This window comes from Dyadobacter diqingensis (genome assembly GCF_024220585.1).
GTDB classification, from domain to species: domain Bacteria; phylum Bacteroidota; class Bacteroidia; order Cytophagales; family Spirosomataceae; genus Dyadobacter; species Dyadobacter diqingensis.
This window is the reverse complement of record NZ_JAMXKF010000004.1, coordinates 98,960-117,090: the sequence shown is the minus strand read 5'-3', so window position 1 is coordinate 117,090 and position 18,131 is coordinate 98,960. Positions and strand designations below refer to the sequence as shown.

Annotated in this window: 12 protein-coding genes; 5 read left to right on the top strand and 7 right to left on the bottom strand. The window is 42.7% G+C overall.

Translation table 11 applies throughout. From position 1 onward, the window contains the following. Positions 1 to 38: 38 nt before the first annotated feature. A complete protein-coding gene (locus M1L62_RS13000; RefSeq protein WP_254560015.1) occupies positions 39 to 1,262 on the top strand; it encodes a multidrug effflux MFS transporter in 1,224 nt (407 codons plus the stop codon). A gap of 44 nt (positions 1,263 to 1,306) precedes the next feature. After that, on the top strand, positions 1,307 to 2,821 hold the full coding sequence (locus tag M1L62_RS12995) for a subtype B tannase (protein WP_254560014.1): 1,515 nt from the start codon (positions 1,307 to 1,309) through the stop codon (positions 2,819 to 2,821). A 587-nt stretch (positions 2,822 to 3,408) separates the two neighbouring features. Here M1L62_RS12995 and M1L62_RS12990 read toward each other — a convergent pair. The 6 genes from M1L62_RS12990 to M1L62_RS12970 all read right to left on the bottom strand — a co-directional run bounded on the left by M1L62_RS12990 (position 3,409) and on the right by M1L62_RS12970 (position 12,730). Continuing rightward, complete coding sequence (locus tag M1L62_RS12990; protein ID WP_310589974.1) at positions 3,409 to 3,798, bottom strand: carboxypeptidase-like regulatory domain-containing protein; 390 nt, start codon at positions 3,796 to 3,798, stop codon at positions 3,409 to 3,411. Positions 3,799 to 5,286: 1,488 nt separating this feature from the next. Continuing rightward, complete coding sequence (locus M1L62_RS12985) at positions 5,287 to 5,649, bottom strand: DUF488 domain-containing protein (RefSeq protein ID WP_254560013.1); 363 nt, start codon at positions 5,647 to 5,649, stop codon at positions 5,287 to 5,289. Between the two features lie 50 nt (positions 5,650 to 5,699). Beyond that, a complete protein-coding gene (locus tag M1L62_RS29330) occupies positions 5,700 to 5,825 on the bottom strand; it encodes a hypothetical protein (protein WP_256527689.1) in 126 nt (41 codons plus the stop codon). A 206-nt stretch (positions 5,826 to 6,031) separates the two neighbouring features. After that, positions 6,032 to 6,409, bottom strand: a complete 378-nt coding sequence (locus M1L62_RS12980) for a glyoxalase (RefSeq protein WP_254560012.1) — start codon at positions 6,407 to 6,409, stop codon at positions 6,032 to 6,034. A gap of 110 nt (positions 6,410 to 6,519) precedes the next feature. Then, entirely contained in the window at positions 6,520 to 7,155 is a 636-nt protein-coding gene (locus M1L62_RS12975) for an outer membrane beta-barrel protein (protein ID WP_254560011.1), read from the bottom strand. A 190-nt stretch (positions 7,156 to 7,345) separates the two neighbouring features. Continuing rightward, entirely contained in the window at positions 7,346 to 12,730 is a 5,385-nt protein-coding gene (locus tag M1L62_RS12970; protein ID WP_254560010.1) for a S8 family serine peptidase, read from the bottom strand. Positions 12,731 to 12,981: 251 nt separating this feature from the next. Between M1L62_RS12970 and M1L62_RS12965 the strand changes: the two genes are divergently transcribed. Together M1L62_RS12965 and M1L62_RS12960 are read left to right on the top strand one after the other, a co-directional pair. Beyond that, the gene (locus tag M1L62_RS12965; RefSeq protein WP_254560009.1) at positions 12,982 to 13,287 is read left to right on the top strand and encodes a hypothetical protein; all 306 of its coding nucleotides are present in this window, start codon (positions 12,982 to 12,984) and stop codon (positions 13,285 to 13,287) included. 266 nt (positions 13,288 to 13,553) lie between these two features. Next, positions 13,554 to 15,269 (top strand): PQQ-dependent sugar dehydrogenase, encoded by a 1,716-nt coding sequence (locus M1L62_RS12960; protein WP_254560008.1) that lies wholly within the window; start codon positions 13,554 to 13,556, stop codon positions 15,267 to 15,269. 84 nt (positions 15,270 to 15,353) lie between these two features. Here the strand turns inward: M1L62_RS12960 and M1L62_RS12955 are convergent, their stop codons facing one another. Then, a complete protein-coding gene (locus M1L62_RS12955; RefSeq protein ID WP_254560007.1) occupies positions 15,354 to 16,610 on the bottom strand; it encodes an Hsp70 family protein in 1,257 nt (418 codons plus the stop codon). 275 nt (positions 16,611 to 16,885) lie between these two features. Between M1L62_RS12955 and M1L62_RS12950 the strand changes: the two genes are divergently transcribed. Next, positions 16,886 to 18,052, top strand: coding sequence for a Gfo/Idh/MocA family protein (locus tag M1L62_RS12950; protein WP_254560006.1), 1,167 nt, complete (start codon positions 16,886 to 16,888; stop codon positions 18,050 to 18,052). Positions 18,053 to 18,131: the final 79 nt, after the last annotated feature.

Sequence of the window (18,131 nt, the reverse complement as noted above, 5' to 3'; positions counted from 1 at the left end):
ATGCAATTGATTACAAGATTTTGAAATAAGCAATACTGATGAAAAAAACTGCACATACGAAGATTATCTTAATTCTTGGGGGACTCATCGCCCTCAGTCCATTTTCAATAGACATGTACTTACCTGCATTCAGCAAAATGGCCGTTTCTTTAAAAACCGATATTTCAACCATCGGCTATTCGTTGACCAGTTATTATGCCGGGCTATGTATCGGTCAGCTGGTCTATGGTGTGCTAATTGACAGGTTTGGAAGAAAAAAACCATTAATAGCAGGTCTGGTTATCTATTTAATCGCTTCGCTTGGATGTGCCACTGCACAGAGCGTCGACTTGCTAATCGCTTTTCGTCTTTTAATGGCGCTAGGCGGCTGTGTGGGAATGGTTGCTGCCAGAGCTATTGTACGTGATTTGTTTCCAGCGGAAGCAACAGCCAAAGTCCTTTCCATACTTGTACTTGTTATGGGAATTGCGCCGATCATCGCTCCTACCGTTGGAGGGCTCGTTAACGGCTGGCTTGGATGGCGCTGGGTATTCGGTGTTATGGGCTTAATTGCTCTGCTTTTACTGGCGGTAGTTTACTGGGCACTACCAGAAACGGGCAAAGCAGATATGTCCGAACGTTTAAGATTAAGTTCATTTCCGTACGCTTATTCCATAATTATCAGGAACAGGATTTTTTTAATCTATGCCTTGGCGGGTGGGATCAGCTATGCGGGAATGTATGCCTATATCGCAGGATCACCCTTCGTTTTTATGGAAAAATATGGCTTATCCGAGTACAGTTATGCCTGGGCGTTTGCCCTGAATGCCTGCGGATTAATAACAGGCAGCCAGCTAAACAGGTGGGCATTGAAAAAGATTGAACCGGAAAAACTAAACCTTTGCGCTGCTGTTCTTTTGGTTGTAGTAAGCACAGGTTTACTCGGCTTCAATATTATAGATATGGCGGGGCCAGCTTTAACATTATGGTTTACTTTCATGTTTTTGTTTTGCCTCGGTTTTATAAATCCCAACACAACCGCCATTGCCCTGAGACAATTTGATTCTTCTGCCGGTAAGGCCTCAGCAGTGTTAGGCAGCCTTCAGATGATGGCAGGCGTAGTGGCTTCCTGGTTTGTTAGCTTTTTACACAATGGTACAACCGTTATTATGCCGGCCGTTATGTTTGGTTGTGCCGTTTTGACACTGGGTCTTTTGTCACAAACTGCGGTGGATTCAAAAGTAGCCTGGCTCTTAAATAATAGACAGACCAAAGTGCATTAAAGAAGTCAAACTAAAAGGTTACATTCATAACAATAAATAATCAAATGATGACAATACGAACAGGCGCAGTAGCTGCATTTATCTGTCTTTCCGGCAATTTATTTGCACAGAAGAAAACGGAGTACAATTTAGAGTTTAATCCGCAGCATTATCAAACACAAACACTTACCCTCGACGGCAAAACGTTCAAAGTAAGGGCATTTGAAAAGATTGTGTATGTAAAAAATCCGGTTGATACTTCCAGGCAAATCATGAATATCTATATTCCGGAAACTTATTATGAGGGAGGGGCCGTGAATGGCTACACAGCAGAAACCGCTCCTATTTTCTTCCCTAACCAGATCGGTGGATATATGCCAGCCAAACCTGCGACCACAGGCAATAATCCGATGGGGGGAATGCCGCTTATGGCAAATCGTCCGCAGGGGACCTCGGATGGCGGGGTGATGGGAGCTGGTAAAAAACAATCTGCTGTGGTAGTAGCTATGTCAAAAGGATATGTAGTGGCTTCAGCCGGGGCTCGTGGCCGAACAACAAATACCGGAAAGGCACCTGCTGCTATTGTGGACTTAAAAGCAGCGATCCGCTATCTGAAATTTAACGATCAAAAAATGCCGGGTGATGCTCAGAAAATTATATCCAACGGTACGAGTGCCGGCGGGGCGATGTCGTCGTTATTGGGCGCAAATGGTGACAATTCCGACTATGAACCTTATTTATCGGCCTTGGGCGCAGCACCGGCAAGTGACGAAATTTTTGGAGTTTCCGCTTACTGCCCAATAACCAATCTTGATCATGCCGATATGGCCTACGAGTGGCAATTTAACGGGATCAATACCTATCAAAACAGAAGGTTTGGACCGGATGCTACCAATTCTCCTACACAGAATACCCTCAGTGAACAGCAGATTAAAGTTTCATCAGAGCTTAAAACATTGTTTCCTGCCTACCTTAATAGTTTGAAACTAAAAGATAAAACAGGCAAAGTTTTAACCCTCGATCCGTCGGGTAATGGAAATTTTAAAGAATTGATTAAATCTTATGTAATTGCTTCTGCGCAAAAAGCGCTAAACCAGGGTACAGATCTGACCAAACAAATCTGGCTCAAAATAGACAATGGTAAGGTGACTGATATCGACTTCGCAGCTTACCTTAACTATATGGAACGTCAGAAAACGCCGCCTGCATTTGATGCTCTGGATGTTTCGACTCCAGAAAATCAGTTATTTGGAACATCTCAAATCGACAAACAACATTTTACTGATTTTGGGGTCAAAAACTCAACTGTCGCAGGTGCTACAAAAGCCAACCAACTTGAAATAAAAATGATGAACCCGATGAATTATATTGGTGCCTCCGCAACAAAAACTGCGGCACATTGGCGAATCCGTCATGGCTCAAAAGACAAAGATACCGGTCTGGCTATCTCCGTTATTTTGGGTACTTATCTTCTAAATAACGGGAAAGACGTAAACCTCGAATTACCTTGGGACAAGCCTCACAGCGGAGATTATGACCTTGATGAGCTGTTTACATGGGCTGATAGTATTTGCAAGTAGCCGGACAGCTTATTCAACTGACATAAGCAGATGAAACTTAAAATATGGGACAACAACAGCAGTGGAGTATGTGTCAGGAAGGAATCCCCAGGCACTAAAGCCAAAATGTGTTGAAGCGTAAATGATATAAATTAGCGCTGCAATCGCCACCAAAATAATTATTTGCAATTAACTAATAATCAAAGCAATAACTTCCGATAAATGAGGCTGAGATTCGTATACATCCTGTTGGTTGCATTTGTGGTTGGTTCGATTTTCGGTTACGTTTTACCAGCAAGATTATTTTCCAGTTTATCTTCAAATATCATCCTGATGCCAAGCCAGAAACATTACGAGCAGATCAGTCGTGTTTTATAATATGCAGAATTGAGGCGGTAGAATTAGACCATCTCATTTTTTCCACCATTATCTCTGATTCGTGAGAGGATCGCGAAAAAAGAGAACATCAATACAACGACCGAATAGTAAAAGTAACAATGTAACTTTTTAAAGAAATTCGAAATAATGATAGGGTTCAGGAATTACAAAATACAGCTCGGCATAACCCTGACCGTGTGCAGGTGAAACCATATTTACCGGCATTCCGTCTACCGTAGGCCGGATGTCGGTTCCATGTCCAGGTCAAATCCACGTAGAAATATCTGTTCTGCCCTCCCTCCCCCTGCGTGCTGGCCTATAAATAACCCAGGCACCATACGCAGTATTTCCTGTGAATTCGTTATCGGACCGAGTTTAATATCAAGATTGCCGATCAGCTGCTGGTCGTTTGCACGAACTGAAGAAACAACCACCACGCTGAGCGAAACCTCCAGGGCTATAAGCTCAATTTTCACGAAGGCCGTCTGATCATCCTGCACGATCTGACGCAGGATTTGTGATTGAAAACCCAAATGGAAAAGCTCGATTTTATACTCAGCGGCAACCAGATTATCAAACCTGAACTGGCCCAGTTCATTGGTAAATGTCGCTTTGTTCAAACCAGAAATCTGAACACTTCCCCATCAAGAGGTAAACCACTAGCGATCGTAGATTACACCGGAAAGATTTCCGTGGTGCGCATCAGCACAAAAATGTGTAAATGCCAGCAAGCATATAAATAGAAGTCTATTCATGATTAAAAGGAATAATCAGATCAAAATCAAAAATGGGCATAAGGATTTTGAAATGCTTATTCAGGTGGAAAATCAATAGCTAAAACAGTGCTGGTGATCTTCGATACTGTAAAGAAAGAGATGATCGTTTTTTCAGCAAAAACGGCTTGTATCGTAAATTCCATGTACTCGGAGAAAAAATGTGCGTCAACGCCACATATCACCAAAAAAGCATGCACTTGATTGTCATTGAAAGAATCCTTCTAGCGGTTTTCCAGTGCTTCGGACATTGTCTCGTCCGGAAATAGCGAAACTCAAACTGTATAGCTATGCAAGAAGGTACTAAAAACAATTATGTTAAAATAATATAAAAAGACTATTCGATGTCTTTTAAATTAGAAGTTGGGAAAGAGGTTGAACGTGGGGAACTGTCAATTGGAGCAACTGCTCGGAAGTATGGTATACAAAATCCTACAACCGTTACGATTTGGTTAGGTAAATACCATAAATTTGATTGAAAAAATCAAACGCCCTCGAATATGCCTAAAACTCCCGAACAAAAAATTTTAGAGTTAGAGTAAAAGGTGAAGCTCTTAGAGAAGCAAAAGGCTTTTTTGGAAAAGCAGGTCGAGAAATCAGGCAAGAAAGCGATCATATTTGACATAGTGATTGATCTGGTGTAAAAGGACGGGGCCGCCCGCGCGGTACAAAATTCCGCTAAGAAAAAACTACTCCCCCAGGCGATTTACCGGATCAGAACAAAAAGAAACACTAGTTTCTACCTGCAGATTACTCAGCGTTAGCAGACAGATGTATTATCGCAAAAGAGTTCGAAAACGAAGCATCAGCAAACTGCTTTGAAAGTCAATAACCTGGTCCTAAAAATGTCACGGATAGGAACCAGAAAGCTCTATTATCTTTTACGAGAGTGCTTAACAGAACTTGTTGTCGGACGAGATAAGTTATTTTCGATATGGAATGCCAACCACTTATACATTTATCCCAAGCAAAGTTACCATGTGACTACCGATTCGCATCACCGGTTCCGTAAACATAAAAATCTGATCGAAGGCCTACCAATTCTACGGCCAGGACAGGTCTGATTTTCAAAGACGAATTCATGCTTGAACAATTTCAAGTTGATATGAAAAGGCTTGTCAGGGACTGTATCGAAACCTACTATTCCTTACGGCCTCATTATTCATGTTTTATGTTGACATCTGATCAAATGCACAAACAAAAAGACATTAAAATACGCACCTATAAAAAAGAAAACCGTTGCAAAAAATAACGTTGCAACGGCTTACTTAATGTAAATTAAACTAATCTTAAATCTGTATCGCAATTTTAGTCCTAATCAATCCCCGACAAATCTCAGGACTCTAACAAATTATTGATAAATTTTTCAAGCACAACAACGTGGTTATATTGTTCGTCATTGGCAGCATAAAGTAAGGTAACCGTCTTGTGTTTTTTAATCCTGTCAACCAGATCGTGAACTGATGACATGCAATGCCTTAACTCGAAAGTGTAGTCCTGCCTGAATTCTTCCCACTTTTCAGGGTCATGGTTAAACCATTTCCTCAAATCCGTTGACGGCGCCACACCTTTAAGCCATTCGTCAACACATGCCTCTTCTCTTTTTAATCCGCGAGGCCATAAACGATCCACAAGTATCCTGAAGCCGTCTGCCTCATTTTTTGGTTCATAAATACGTTTAATATGTAAGGTACTCATATCATAGTTAGGGCTATATAGTTCTTAGACTAAATAAAAACTAGGTGAATTTAAAAATAGTTTCCTAAACCACCAACCTTCATTTGACCATTTTCTATTAAAACAGGTGTCTCTTTTACTTTTTGTAACCGTGATAAATTTATGGTCACAAATTTAGAAAAACGTTTTACTGCCATATTTTTAAGCACCAACCGAAACAATCTATTTATCTTTTTGAATTACAGCTATTTAAATCATCAATAATTTGACTGCAAATATCAGACTTAAAAAACTGGCAATTGCTAAGTCACGATGACCTCGTTATTATTTTTTTATTAGAATTTCAGGAATATTTTAAAAAAATCTTAAAAAGCAGCGATAAGTGGATGTCTGTCAGTAAAATTCAGCTGGATAGATTACTCACGATCCGCTGCTCAATCAGATTTGAAATACGGCGATTTATCTCCTGTTCCTGGCCAACGTATTCATTCCACTCGTACTCCGTAAAATGCCCGATCACCATTCCTTTAACCAAACTGTTGAATTTCTGGTCCTTTTTTAAGACATCGGTGATATACAGTTTCTGATCGGTCAGATTTAATTCAAAGAAGTTGCTTTTTCTTTGCAAGACATAATGCCTGAACACACGCACCAGGTTATCATTCAGTAGTTTTAATACCGGACGAAGTGTATCATTCTGAAATTTTTCCGCAGTGTTAACCGCAGGCTGGGTTTCAACAGCGGGTCTTATTGAAAGTAACTGACTGGTCGTATCAAACATAAAATCAAACTTTTAATGGCAGGACTAACGTCTTCCGAAAGTACGGCAAAAAAGAAAATCATCAACCGCTAAGCCGATGATTTAAAATTAAATGTGTAATCTATTTCTTGTTATGGCTCAGGTGTTACTTCGGGTTTCTTAGGAACTTTTCCGAAAATATAACGGATTCCGCCAGTCACAGTTACCGATTGCTTACTGTTTTTTAATAGATAAAGATCATTGTCTGGCTTTGTTGGGTCCATGTGCACCGAATTATCCGAACCCAGTGTGATATTATAAGCTGCTTCAACCATAAAACCCAGTCTTCTTCCAAGTGGCAGCACGACTCCGACTTTCGGCGCAATGCCAGGCTTTACGGCCGATTTATCAATGATGATATTATACCCTTCAATTTTTTGAATGTTGAGCCCTGCTTCCAAACCCGCATAAGGCTGTATTCCTTTTGTTTTGAAATAATATTCAGCCATCAGATTGACAGGAACGTTTGTCGCCCGGCCTCTGAGTGTCTTTAAAGATAGTTCATGATTAAGATTTTCAACAAGATATTTTGCCGATAAACCTACTGCAATATTTGGTTTTATGAAGTAACGATACTGCGCTCCTCCACCGAAGATACCCTTTGAAATATCATTCTGATTTGTACTCCCGTAAGTGCCAAGTAAAGTTAGGGATGATTGGGCTGAGGCTTTTTCAGAAAATAAGAAAGTTAACAAAAACAAAGCGGACAGGCCTAATAACTTTTTCATAAATTTTTAATTTTATTTACTCGAATGTTTTTAGGTCTGTACGCATAGAAATGTCGTTTCGTGGAAAAATAAGATGTTTTTATTACATAAATCACAAAGTCTTTCTCAGGCGCATCCGGATTTACCGACGGCCTTAACTTTAAAAAACACAAAGTTGAGCTTAAATATTTGAAACAGAATTATTTAAAAACTACAATTTGACGATACGGAAAACTTTCTTCTGATCGCTTGAAGTAACCTCCACGATATATAAGCCGGCAGAAAACTCAGACCCGGACAAATCCATCCGATGCTGCTGTCTTTTTCCGTTTGCCGTAAGGGATTGGTTATAGACAAGATTTCCCGTCAGATCATATGCTTTGATGGCCATCTGCATGCCTGCTCCCGCCTGATATTGTATTTGAAAACTGCCGGCAGAAGGGTTCGGATACGTTCTCCAATCAGCATTCGGATCAAACGAAACGGCTCTGACCGATGAATATTTGAAGCTTTCGTCCCGGTCCAGCATTTTCAAACGATAGTAATAATCGCCTGACTTTGGAGATTCCTGATCCGTAAAAAGGTATTCATTTTTAAACTTTGAATCACCTGCGGCCATAACCTCTCCAAGTTTTTTAAATCGTTTGAGTTTTAGATCCTCCGCCCCATCTGCACGCTCCACTTCAAAACGGTCGGCATTAATTTCCGAAGTCGTCACCCATTGCGCGATCACCTCATCTGAATTTTCAGTACCCGTCTTTTTACTTACATTGAAGCTGACCAGATCCACAGGAAGCGGATTACTATTATCGCCATTGGAAAACCAGAATTCCGAGAAATCCTTCACTCCTATTTCAGCATAATAACCCTTATCAAACGGAACTTTCACAGTACCCGAAGAAGTGATATACTTCCATATCCCGGCCTGATTATTGGTCAAACTGCCATCCTCCTTACTCTTGTCCGCGTCCGTATATTTGAAAACGCCAAGCTCAAACGCAGTTTTCACTTTTGGACAAGCCACGCATGTAGCTGCGCTGATCAGTTTTTCTACTTCCGTATCCAGGAAATAGATACGAACCGTTGCGTTGGCAGCAAGCGTTGCATTCGTTGGCTTTATGGTTATGTTGCGGTCAAGATAATATTGTTTCCCGTCGTCACGAATGGCTCCGCCATTGATATAAGCCTGCACACTTGTGGCTCCAATCGTTTGCCCGTTGGGATTTACCGATGCTACGAGTTTTCCATTTTGCTTAAAATCGATCCATCCGGAAGGACTCGCCGGCTGTTGCGAAACGGGTGACAATGTGGTGCTTTCGTCATAAATCCCTGAATTGTTATTGTAAATATGAATGTCATCGATGGCTATCCCCTCCCGCGTCGTTCCGGGATCAGCAAGCATCACAAATCGCAGACGGATATTTCCGTTTGTAACAGGTAGCGGGATTGTCCCTACGTGCCATCTTGTATAATCCTGTACACTCCATGCCTGTTTATCGGTTGTGGTTTTATTATACCAATTTGTTCCCTGTCCTTTGGAACCAAGCCGGGTCCAGACATTTCCATCAATAGAATATTCGAGATAAGCCAGATCGCAATCCTCATTACCGCAAAATTCGATGTCCAGTGCCAAACTAAGACTTAATGTCGGATTAGTCATACCGCTGATGTTGTAACAAGGAGAATACAAATAAGAATTTTCCTGGTTGTTGTAATTTCCATTCAAATTCGTTTTCCAAGCCTTGGTTCCACTTGCAGCCCGGTTAATTTTGACCGAAGCTGGCGTCCCGTACGACCATGACTTACTCGCTCCGCCACTGTGCCAGCCACCATTGTTATTCTCAAAGTTTTCAAGATGCGGGAAAGTACTCACCAGGGCATTGTTATAGAAAGTAAGGTCGACCATATTATTGTCGGCATAAGTATCGGTAGACAGCGTCGACCAAACCTTGATATAGTATTCCCCAAAAGCCGCCAGATTCAGTTTTGCATTAAATGTGTACTGAATTGTCTGTCTGCCATTAATCACCGGGATTATTTCACTCACTTCGTTGCCAGCTCCCAGTTTATAACTCACGGGAACATTACTAATCACGCGGTCTGAACTATTGCGGATAGTCACCGTGACAGGGTGTAAACTGCCCAGCCCACAACTGGCCGCCGTTATACTATTCAGGCTTAGCATTTGAATGTCATCCGTTTCAATTCTAAGCTGGATGTCATCGAAAGTATATCCTGCCCCGCTCGATACATCCGCCGTAATTCTTTTACCATGCTGTCCCCATCGGACCTGAGTACTTTTTGACAAGGTTTGTCCCTGATCGGAAAGAATATTGGCCAGTTCAATGCTGTTAGAAAGTTTATAACCCTGGCTGGCTGAATTCTGATTCGCAAACAGATCATAGACCAAAATCCAGTTATCGGCATAACTACCCCTTATCCAAACCTTGTTGTCGGCATGATTCGTTTGTCCATGGTTTTTATACCTAAAAACCAGGCGGATATCGTCGGCTAACGTGTAGTTTGACAAATTGAAAGTTCCGTAAAGGAAATTGGTATTTTCACTTGGGAAAAACCGGTCTGTGTCCAGCGTCAGTGCTCTGTTGCCCGAATATGCCATACCCGAATTAACAAAACTCCGCAGACGGCCGGCAGTTGAAGAATTGGTAAAATCGTAACGGTCCGCGTTATCCAGCCCCACCTGGCCTACAACAAAGGACTGGTCAGATGCCGATTCAAGGTTATCAACAAAAGGCATCGCAACAGGGTTGTTAGGCAATTGTTTAAAGATTCTCGAAAGGGTATTATTTTTTACGACAACATCTCCGGCCTTGTTGACCGTAGCTGAAATAACATAACTTCCAGGGGCAGACAAATCCTGGTCGTCGGGAAAAATGTAATCTGTAAATGAATTGGCAGCAATAGATAACGGCACACTCAGCGACTTTTTAAGAGAACCATTAACAGAATAACTAACAGCGACATTCCCTGAGGTTGCCTGGTCGTCGAGGTTCCGGACCCGGATCGTTACGGGCGTGTGATCCGAAAGGGCTGTTGACGTAAACTGCCTGCCGGAAGATATTGGTGAGACAATAGCTTCGAGTTTGAGATCGTTATCCGAAATTGAGCCGGCACAGGTTCCGCTATCGGGTTTTCTTGAAAGCGCGGCTGCCCTAGGTCCCGGATTGTTATTCAACCGCGCCCGCACAGAAAACCAGTAAAGACTGTCCTTGGACATACCTGGAATAACAAAACTGTTTGATGTTGTGGTGCCGGCAGAAACCATTTCATCACCCTGTAAAAGCATCACCTCGTAATCCGTTGCGCCAGTCACCGGCTGCCAGTCCAAAGCGATATACCCCTCACACTGCACATCCGAAATTTTAAACACCGGAGGCGGTAAGATTGTAAAGGCTTCACTGATCACTTCAAGGCCCGTTCCGCTCTGAATAATTTTCACTTTCACCTTGTCCGTCACGACATCGGGAATCACCCAGCGAAGTAAATGATTGCTGGTTACCGGATTTCCCAGTACATTACTCCATGTGGCTCCATTATTTGTCGAATATTGAACGGTAAAATTACTGGACGTATTTCCATACGATTCCCAGCTGACATAGATATCGTCTCCTGGTTTGAAACGCTCTTTCCCAACCGGGTAAGTCAGTTCTGTGGACACCGGTATAACATCATACACAAGGAAATATTCCTGCTGTGGGTTTTGTGCTATGTCAGTCCCGTTGACATATAATTTATAGGTCCCTGCACCCGGATCGTTGATAATAACCTGCTCCATATTATTAATGTGATCAGCCCCCGTTAATGCAGGTTTGCCAACATTCGCTGGCGCAGGATCGAGCAATTGCGGCAAGATCTTCTGATTTAACGGGTTTTTAACTTCAAGATCCAGGTCGTTGACCAAGGTCTTCGCTGCAAAAATCGACGCAGCGGGATCGTTCCAGTACAACATAATTTTCAGTTTTGCTGTCCCTGGCGGCACTTCTATCTCATGCAGATTATTGATGCCTTGTGTCGCCGACCCGGTCAGATAACTATTGTTTTCGATCATCTTAACGGACCGAAGCAAGTTCATCCAGCCAAATCCATATTGGTAATCGGGACCATCATTGCCGAGATCTGTGGTGCCATTACAAAGAATCGCTTTCATTAACCCGTTTTTGGGATTACTCTGGCCATGAAGTTTCCGATATTGCTGATACAACAACGCGAGCCCACCGGCAATAGCCGGAGAAGCCATGCTGGTGCCTGTCGAATTGATGTATAAATTATTTTTTGCATAGGTAGACAATACCTGCGTTCCCTGAGCCGAAATTTCGGGCTTAATTCGTCCATCGGAAACTGGTCCTTTGCTAGAACTTGACCAGATAGCACCATCCATGGTAGTATTACCGACAGTGATGACATTTTTTGCCGCCTGATATCCGCCGACAACACTGCCGAATCCTGCTGAGAAAGGCGCACAATTCATTGCTCCGCTATTTCCGGCAGCAAAAACATGCTGAAGATATGGCAGTTGAAAGGCCTGCTGATCGAGAATATACGAGTTCAGATCATATTCGCCAAAAGTAGAACAGTCCGCCACATTGTTACCATAGGAGTTATTCGTAATCACCATGCCAAAATCCTGCACATAAACCGGCGCATAAGCCAAAATATTGGAATACAACTGCGCAACAATTTTTGCCTTAGGTGCATAACCCGCGTACTTTTCCGAAACAATCCCGGCGCCTGCCAGCGTCCCCATAACGTGTACGCCATGTGTTCCTGAATCAATGGCCGCGCGATTAATCACCCGGTTGCTAAAATCAATATGCTGTAATGGATTTGACTCATCGCCCACTCCAACAACCACACCTTCACCGCGCAGATTCCTCCCCGTACCAAAGGACGAGTTAAGGATATTAGCACGCCCGTTAACAGTACTGTGATTGTTAACGGGACGGTCCTCCTTTGGTATTGGCTGTATGTATTGAATAAACGGTAATTCGGCCAAATCATTCAGTCTTGACTCCTCTACCCGAATTTCGAGCACCTGATAATCCTTGTAAACATCCGAAAGCACTTCGTAGTGGTCATTTTTAAGTGCGGTCAAAACCTCAACCGCGGTGAAAGATCTTGGAAAATTCACCCATAGGTCCACATAACCCGCTACTTTTTTAGCGTGTGCAGGAATGGTCCCATTGGCCAGAGAAGTTTGCATTTTTTGCGCAACAGAGGGAAACACCACGGCGCGGGCTCCCGATTTTTGCAGAAGCGTCTCATTGAGGGAACCGGTAACTGTTGCAGTGTAGGCATTGTTCGGAACGTAGTCCAGCAACTCGATACCATCTTTCTTCAAGGTTTGCCGCTCTGTTTCAGAAGGATTTTTCTCAAATTGAATGATTACAAACGATTTTTTATTGAAGGGAATCAGTCGGCGGTTTAAGTCTTTTATTTTGTTTACACTGACATTACGCTCAGGCACAAACGATCCGCTTTTCAGTTGCAACAAGTATTTTTTCGCGTCCTGAGCAACGGCAGAAAACGACAAAATAACGCAGAGTAAAATAATTTTCAGGTGTATAGCAGATTTCATAGATGTGTGACGAATGTGTGACTTTTTCAAGGCTAATTTCCATAAATAAATTCACATTTACATCATACTCAACCATGTAGCTTCGAAGAGATAATCCCCAAAGTGGGGTATGTAGTAAACAGTTGGTGATATTAAGCCATACAATAATCTACTGACTTTAAGTTACTTATTGGTTCTGGCACGATCCTATTAACAAAACTGTGGAAGTGCAAGGGCACAGTAATACTGATTTAATCAAATAAACACAGATTATGAAAAAGCTAATAATGTCGGCAGTAGCCTTAACTCTTATCTCTTTCGCCACTGTTCAGGCTACTCCAATCGCAGAAAACAAAGCTGCTTTGACAGTAACACAAGACAAAGTTTCGGTAAAACCGGAAGATTTGCCAGCAGCTGTCAAAGCGACTATAAATAGTGATGCTTTTGCCGGATGGAAAGTTGTTGAAGCTTTTCTGGTAACCGCAGATGACAAAACACAATACTACGATCTCTCCGTCAAAAAAGGCAAGGAAAATGCCAGAGTTAAACTTGACAAAAACGGTAAGAACGTAGAATAATTACAATACTGATTTCTTTTTACTCAACGTAGATATGGCCGGAGCTTGCTCCGGCTTTTTTGTATACATATTTAGAGGTCAGCCACCCATTGGTGATAATGCTGCACCGCCAGATCAATTCCCGGAAGCTCCACAAAAAGAAATTCTGTATATCATGCGCTTTGATAGTGGAAAAGGTTCATAATTTCGTCTTCTCAAAACCGAATGTATCGCAACGTAAATTCGGCTTTGTGTAAAACAAATCCTAAACCCCTGAAAGATTTTCTATGTACCGTTTTTTAGCTTATGCTGTTTGTTTTTCCGTCACTATTTTTTTCCTCGTCAATTGTTCATCCTCTAAGAAAACTTCCGGTTATCCTTCTGATAATAAGACGTTGGCCCAGGGAAAAGAACTTTTTAACAACAACTGCGCATCTTGTCACGCCATAACCGATGAAAGTATCGGCCCCAGACTTGGCGGTATCACCCGTTTACTTACTGATAAACAGCTGACAGATTTTATCCTGAACCCGGCGAAAGTTATTGATTCAGGAGATCCAAGAGCTGTCAATCTCAGCAAAAAATTTAAGATGGTTATGCCTTCTTTCGATTTCCTGAAACCAGCCGAGATCCATTCAATCCTCGCTTACATTGACAAGGAAACAGCGCTGAATCCGATTGAGCCGCTCGTTGTCAAAGCCGAAAACGAGGTGGCATCAACAAGCGAAAGAGTTGGTGTGCCTGTTAAAAAATCCGGGATAGAGATTGAACTGGAAGATTTTGTCCAGATTCCTGCTTCCTCAGATAAGCCTCCACTTACCCGGATTGCGAACATGAGGCCTCACCCATCTGCTGACGGGTCGTTGTTCGTGAGCGATCAGCGGGGAATTATTTATCGCGTCAACCAGGGACAGGTTACAACTTTTTTGGATATACGGCAAAAAATTGACCATTACATCAATACACCGGGCCTTGGAACCGGCCTTGGCAGTTTTGCATTTCATCCCGATTATCAAAAAAACGGGTTGATTTACATTACCCATACCGAAGAATTTACGGGCAAAAAAGCGGATTACGAATTTCCTGATTCGATCAAGGTTGCTATGCAGTGGGTCGTGTCCGAGTGGAAAATCAAAGACGTGAAAAGCACTGTTTTTGACGGCACCAGAAGAGAATTATTACGAATCAACGTCCCATCCGGTGTGCACGGAACACAGGATATCAACTTTATTCCCGGCATTGATAAAAAGGATTCGGATTATGGTATGCTTTTCATCGGCACCGGTGACGGGGGCTCAACCATCGGTAAACATCCCGAACTAACGCATCATCTCAATTCATTGCTCGGGACCATTATCAGAATTGACCCGCTGGGCACCAACAGTCCGAACGGGAAATATGGTATTCCGGGAGACAATCCGTTTGTATACAATGCTGATCCCAAAACGCGAAAAGAGATTTGGGCTTTTGGTTTCAGAAATCCGCATCGTTTGTCCTGGGATCTTAACCACGGAAAAATTATGTTTAGTGCAGAGGTTGGCGAAGCCAATTTTGAAGAAGTAAATGTGATCGTCAAGGGTGGTGATTATGGCTGGAATACCCGGGAAGGAAGTTATGGCATTTCACCTGCGGACCTTAAAAACGTTTTTAAGGTCAATGACTCCAAAAAATATATCATGCCCTACCTGGAATATGACCATAAGGACGGCAATGCCATCAGCGGCGGCTCTGTTTATGAAGGGACACTGACTGCGCTTAAAGACAAATACATTTTCGGTGATATTGTTAACGGACGCATCTTTTTCGCGAATATCAACAGGCAGTTATCGGATTCGACGGTGTATGAAATTGATATTGTTAAAGACGGCCAACCGACTAATTTACAGAAAATGTCCAATTCGAAACGGGTAGACCTGAGGATCGAATACAACTACTTCACAAAAGAAATGTATCTCACGACCAAAAGTGATGGCAAAATAAGAAGAATTTCAAAGGCCAGATAACTTCAATATTATTGATTGCTTTAAACAAGAACGGAGCTGTACGATAAATACAGCTCCGTTCTTGTTTATATATTTTGGATCTTCTCAGCCAAATTTATTCTGGCTGTCATAGGCCAAACCTAGGCCTACGCTGGAAAGTTTGTTTTCATCCGCCAACGCAGCGTTTGGAAACAATTTCTTAAATTCTGTCTGTATCAAAGGCACCTCCGTTGACCCACCCGTCAAAATCACAAGGTCGATATCTTCCTTCTGAACTTTTGCATCCGATAAACACTGTAAAGCAGAATTGGATATTTTTTCAATTTTCTGAATGATCGCCTCATCAAATTGCTCGCGGGTAACTTTGGTTGTCAGTCCGTCTTCAAGGAAATCAAACGGCGCATCGTATTCAGATTGAGACGTCAGTGCGATCTTTGTTTCCTCCGTGGCCGCCAGGAGCGTATGACCTGTTTCCTGTTCAAGCACCTGCAAAAGACGTTTGTAACGGGTTTTATCATGTGCCTCAAAAAGTATCTGCTTGGTTTGCGATATGATCTTGGTGGTGTAAAGGAAGTTAACTTTACTCCATTCGGACAAATCAAAGTAATGATACAGAGGCACTTCCAGATTTTTAGAACCATAAGTACTTCTGTAACCAAGTTCCGGCATGATCGCCGCCAGACTCAGGTCCTTATCAAAATCATTACCTCCTACCCGAATACCGGTATTCGCCAGAATGTCAGAAGTACGATCGGCCTTGTTGATGTATTTATTGGATAATCTGATTACCGTGAAATCGGAAGTTCCTCCCCCCAGATCCACAACAATCGCCAGTTTTTCTCCGGTTATATTAATTTCATGAGCAAAGGCGGCGGCAATCGGCTCGAACTGAAAATCGATATTTTTAAATCCCAACTGTTTCGCAATAGCCTTTAACTCCGCTTCCGCCCTGATATCTGCCGCGCTGTCGTTGTCAACAAAATGAACCGGCCGGCCCATCACCACGTTTTCTATTTCACGACCAGCTTCCGCGTCCGCTTTATCTTTTAAATTCTGTAAAAATGAAATGATAATCTGGTCAAAACGCATCAGTTCGCCATTGACCATCGTTCCTTGACGCATCACCGGGGTGCCAAGTACCCGTTTTAAACTGCGCATAAAACGTCCCGGATTCCGATCCAGAAACATGTTGACTGCCGCTCTGCCATAATAAGGAATATTACCTTTACGGAGAAAAAACATTGCACTTGGTGTTGTTGTGCTGGAACCCTCTACCGGAACGAGATGGACGTTACCCTGGTTTGCTATTGCTATACTTGAATTGGAAGTTCCGAAATCGATTCCGCAGGAAATACTGGTCATTATAATTTTAAAAATTTGGGGGCGCAATTTCCGATTAATTATGATACTTTGCAATTTCTAAACATACTATTCTCCATGAGACGTCAATGTTTCTCCCGGTTTTCTATTTTTCCTGCACACTGTCTTTAAATTCTTCTAAGTAATATAAAATGTTTTATGTCCGTTGTCAGTATGTTCATTTCCCGAACGACTTAAGGGTAATTAAATGAATATCCAGTCTTGTAATAACAGTACCCTTTTTAAAGAAAACGATCATTTTTGATACCAACCTGAAAATGAAAAAAGCAGAAGATAACCGACGTGAATTTATCAGAAATACAATGAGTACTGCCGCGGGACTACTCATGATGTCAGCCATTCCGGGTGAGGCCATCAGCGCACCGGTTGTTTCCGAAACAGCAAAACTCGATGAAGAAATTATCGAGCCCGGAAGAATCAAATTTGCGGTGATCGGTATGAATCACAGCCATATTTATGGACAGGTGGAGGCGGTTATCAGAGGCGGTGGCCAGCTGGTCGCTTATTACGCCAAGGAAGCCGATCTGACGGCTGCGTTTGGCAAGAAATATCCGGACGCAAAACTGGTTGCAACTGAAAAAGCGATTCTGGAAGACAAATCCATACAACTTGTCCTCAGCTCGGCAATTCCCGATGAGCGGGCACCGATAGGAATCCGTGTGATGCAGCATGGCAAAGACTTTATGGCCGACAAACCCGGTATAACCTCACTGGAACAATTGGCGCAGGTTCGTAAAGTGCAGAAAGAAACGGGTCGGATTTATTCGATTATGTTCAGCGAACGTCTTGAAAACCGAGCTACTGTGAAGGCCGGTGAACTTGTCAAGGCCGGAGCTATCGGAAAAGTGATACAGACGATCGGGCTGGGACCTCACCGCATGTCGGCAAACTCACGCCCGGAGTGGTTCTTCGATGCGAAACGATATGGCGGCGTTATCTGCGACATTGCCTCTCACCAGTTTGACCAGTTCCTTTTCTTTACGGGCTCAAATAAAGCAGAAGTAGTAGCTTCGCAGGTGGGAAATGTGAGCCATCCGCAATACCCTAAATTTGAAGATTTTGGAGATTGTATGATTCGCGGAAACGGTGGTACCGGCTATATTCGTGTAGACTGGTTTACACCCGACGGCCTCAAAAGCTGGGGTGATGGCCGCCTGACAATTCTCGGAACAGAAGGCTTTATTGAACTTCGTAAGAATGTCGATATCGCTGGCCGTGACGGAGGCAACCACTTATTCCTGGTTACACAAAAAGAAACGAAATACATTGATTGCAGCAACGAACCATTGCCTTATGGTAAACAATTGGTTGATGATGTGATCAACAGAACGGAAACGGCAATGTCCCAGGAGCACTGCTTTCTCGCCACCGAATTATCACTGAAAGCACAGAAACAGGCTCAGATCGTGAAACTGACCGTCTAATCTGTTTTAGGCTCAAAAATAAAAGCCGCATAAGATTCTGCAAAAGGATCTTATGTGGCTTTTATTTTTGCCTTACAAA

Excerpts from the sequence above, each read along its gene's own strand:
- M1L62_RS13000 (WP_254560015.1), top strand. The coding sequence starts at position 39 with ATGAAAAAAACTGCACATACGAAGATTATCTTAATTCTTGGGGGACTC.
- M1L62_RS12995 (WP_254560014.1), top strand. The coding sequence starts at position 1,307 with ATGATGACAATACGAACAGGCGCAGTAGCTGCATTTATCTGTCTTTCC.
- M1L62_RS12985 (WP_254560013.1), bottom strand. The coding sequence starts at position 5,649 with ATGAGTACCTTACATATTAAACGTATTTATGAACCAAAAAATGAGGCA.
- M1L62_RS29330 (WP_256527689.1), bottom strand. The coding sequence starts at position 5,825 with ATGGCAGTAAAACGTTTTTCTAAATTTGTGACCATAAATTTATCACGG.
- M1L62_RS12980 (WP_254560012.1), bottom strand. The coding sequence starts at position 6,409 with ATGTTTGATACGACCAGTCAGTTACTTTCAATAAGACCCGCTGTTGAA.
- M1L62_RS12975 (WP_254560011.1), bottom strand. The coding sequence starts at position 7,155 with ATGAAAAAGTTATTAGGCCTGTCCGCTTTGTTTTTGTTAACTTTCTTA.
- M1L62_RS12970 (WP_254560010.1), bottom strand. The coding sequence starts at position 12,730 with ATGAAATCTGCTATACACCTGAAAATTATTTTACTCTGCGTTATTTTG.
- M1L62_RS12965 (WP_254560009.1), top strand. The coding sequence starts at position 12,982 with ATGAAAAAGCTAATAATGTCGGCAGTAGCCTTAACTCTTATCTCTTTC.
- M1L62_RS12960 (WP_254560008.1), top strand. The coding sequence starts at position 13,554 with ATGTACCGTTTTTTAGCTTATGCTGTTTGTTTTTCCGTCACTATTTTT.
- M1L62_RS12955 (WP_254560007.1), bottom strand. The coding sequence starts at position 16,610 with ATGACCAGTATTTCCTGCGGAATCGATTTCGGAACTTCCAATTCAAGT.
- M1L62_RS12950 (WP_254560006.1), top strand. The coding sequence starts at position 16,886 with ATGAAAAAAGCAGAAGATAACCGACGTGAATTTATCAGAAATACAATG.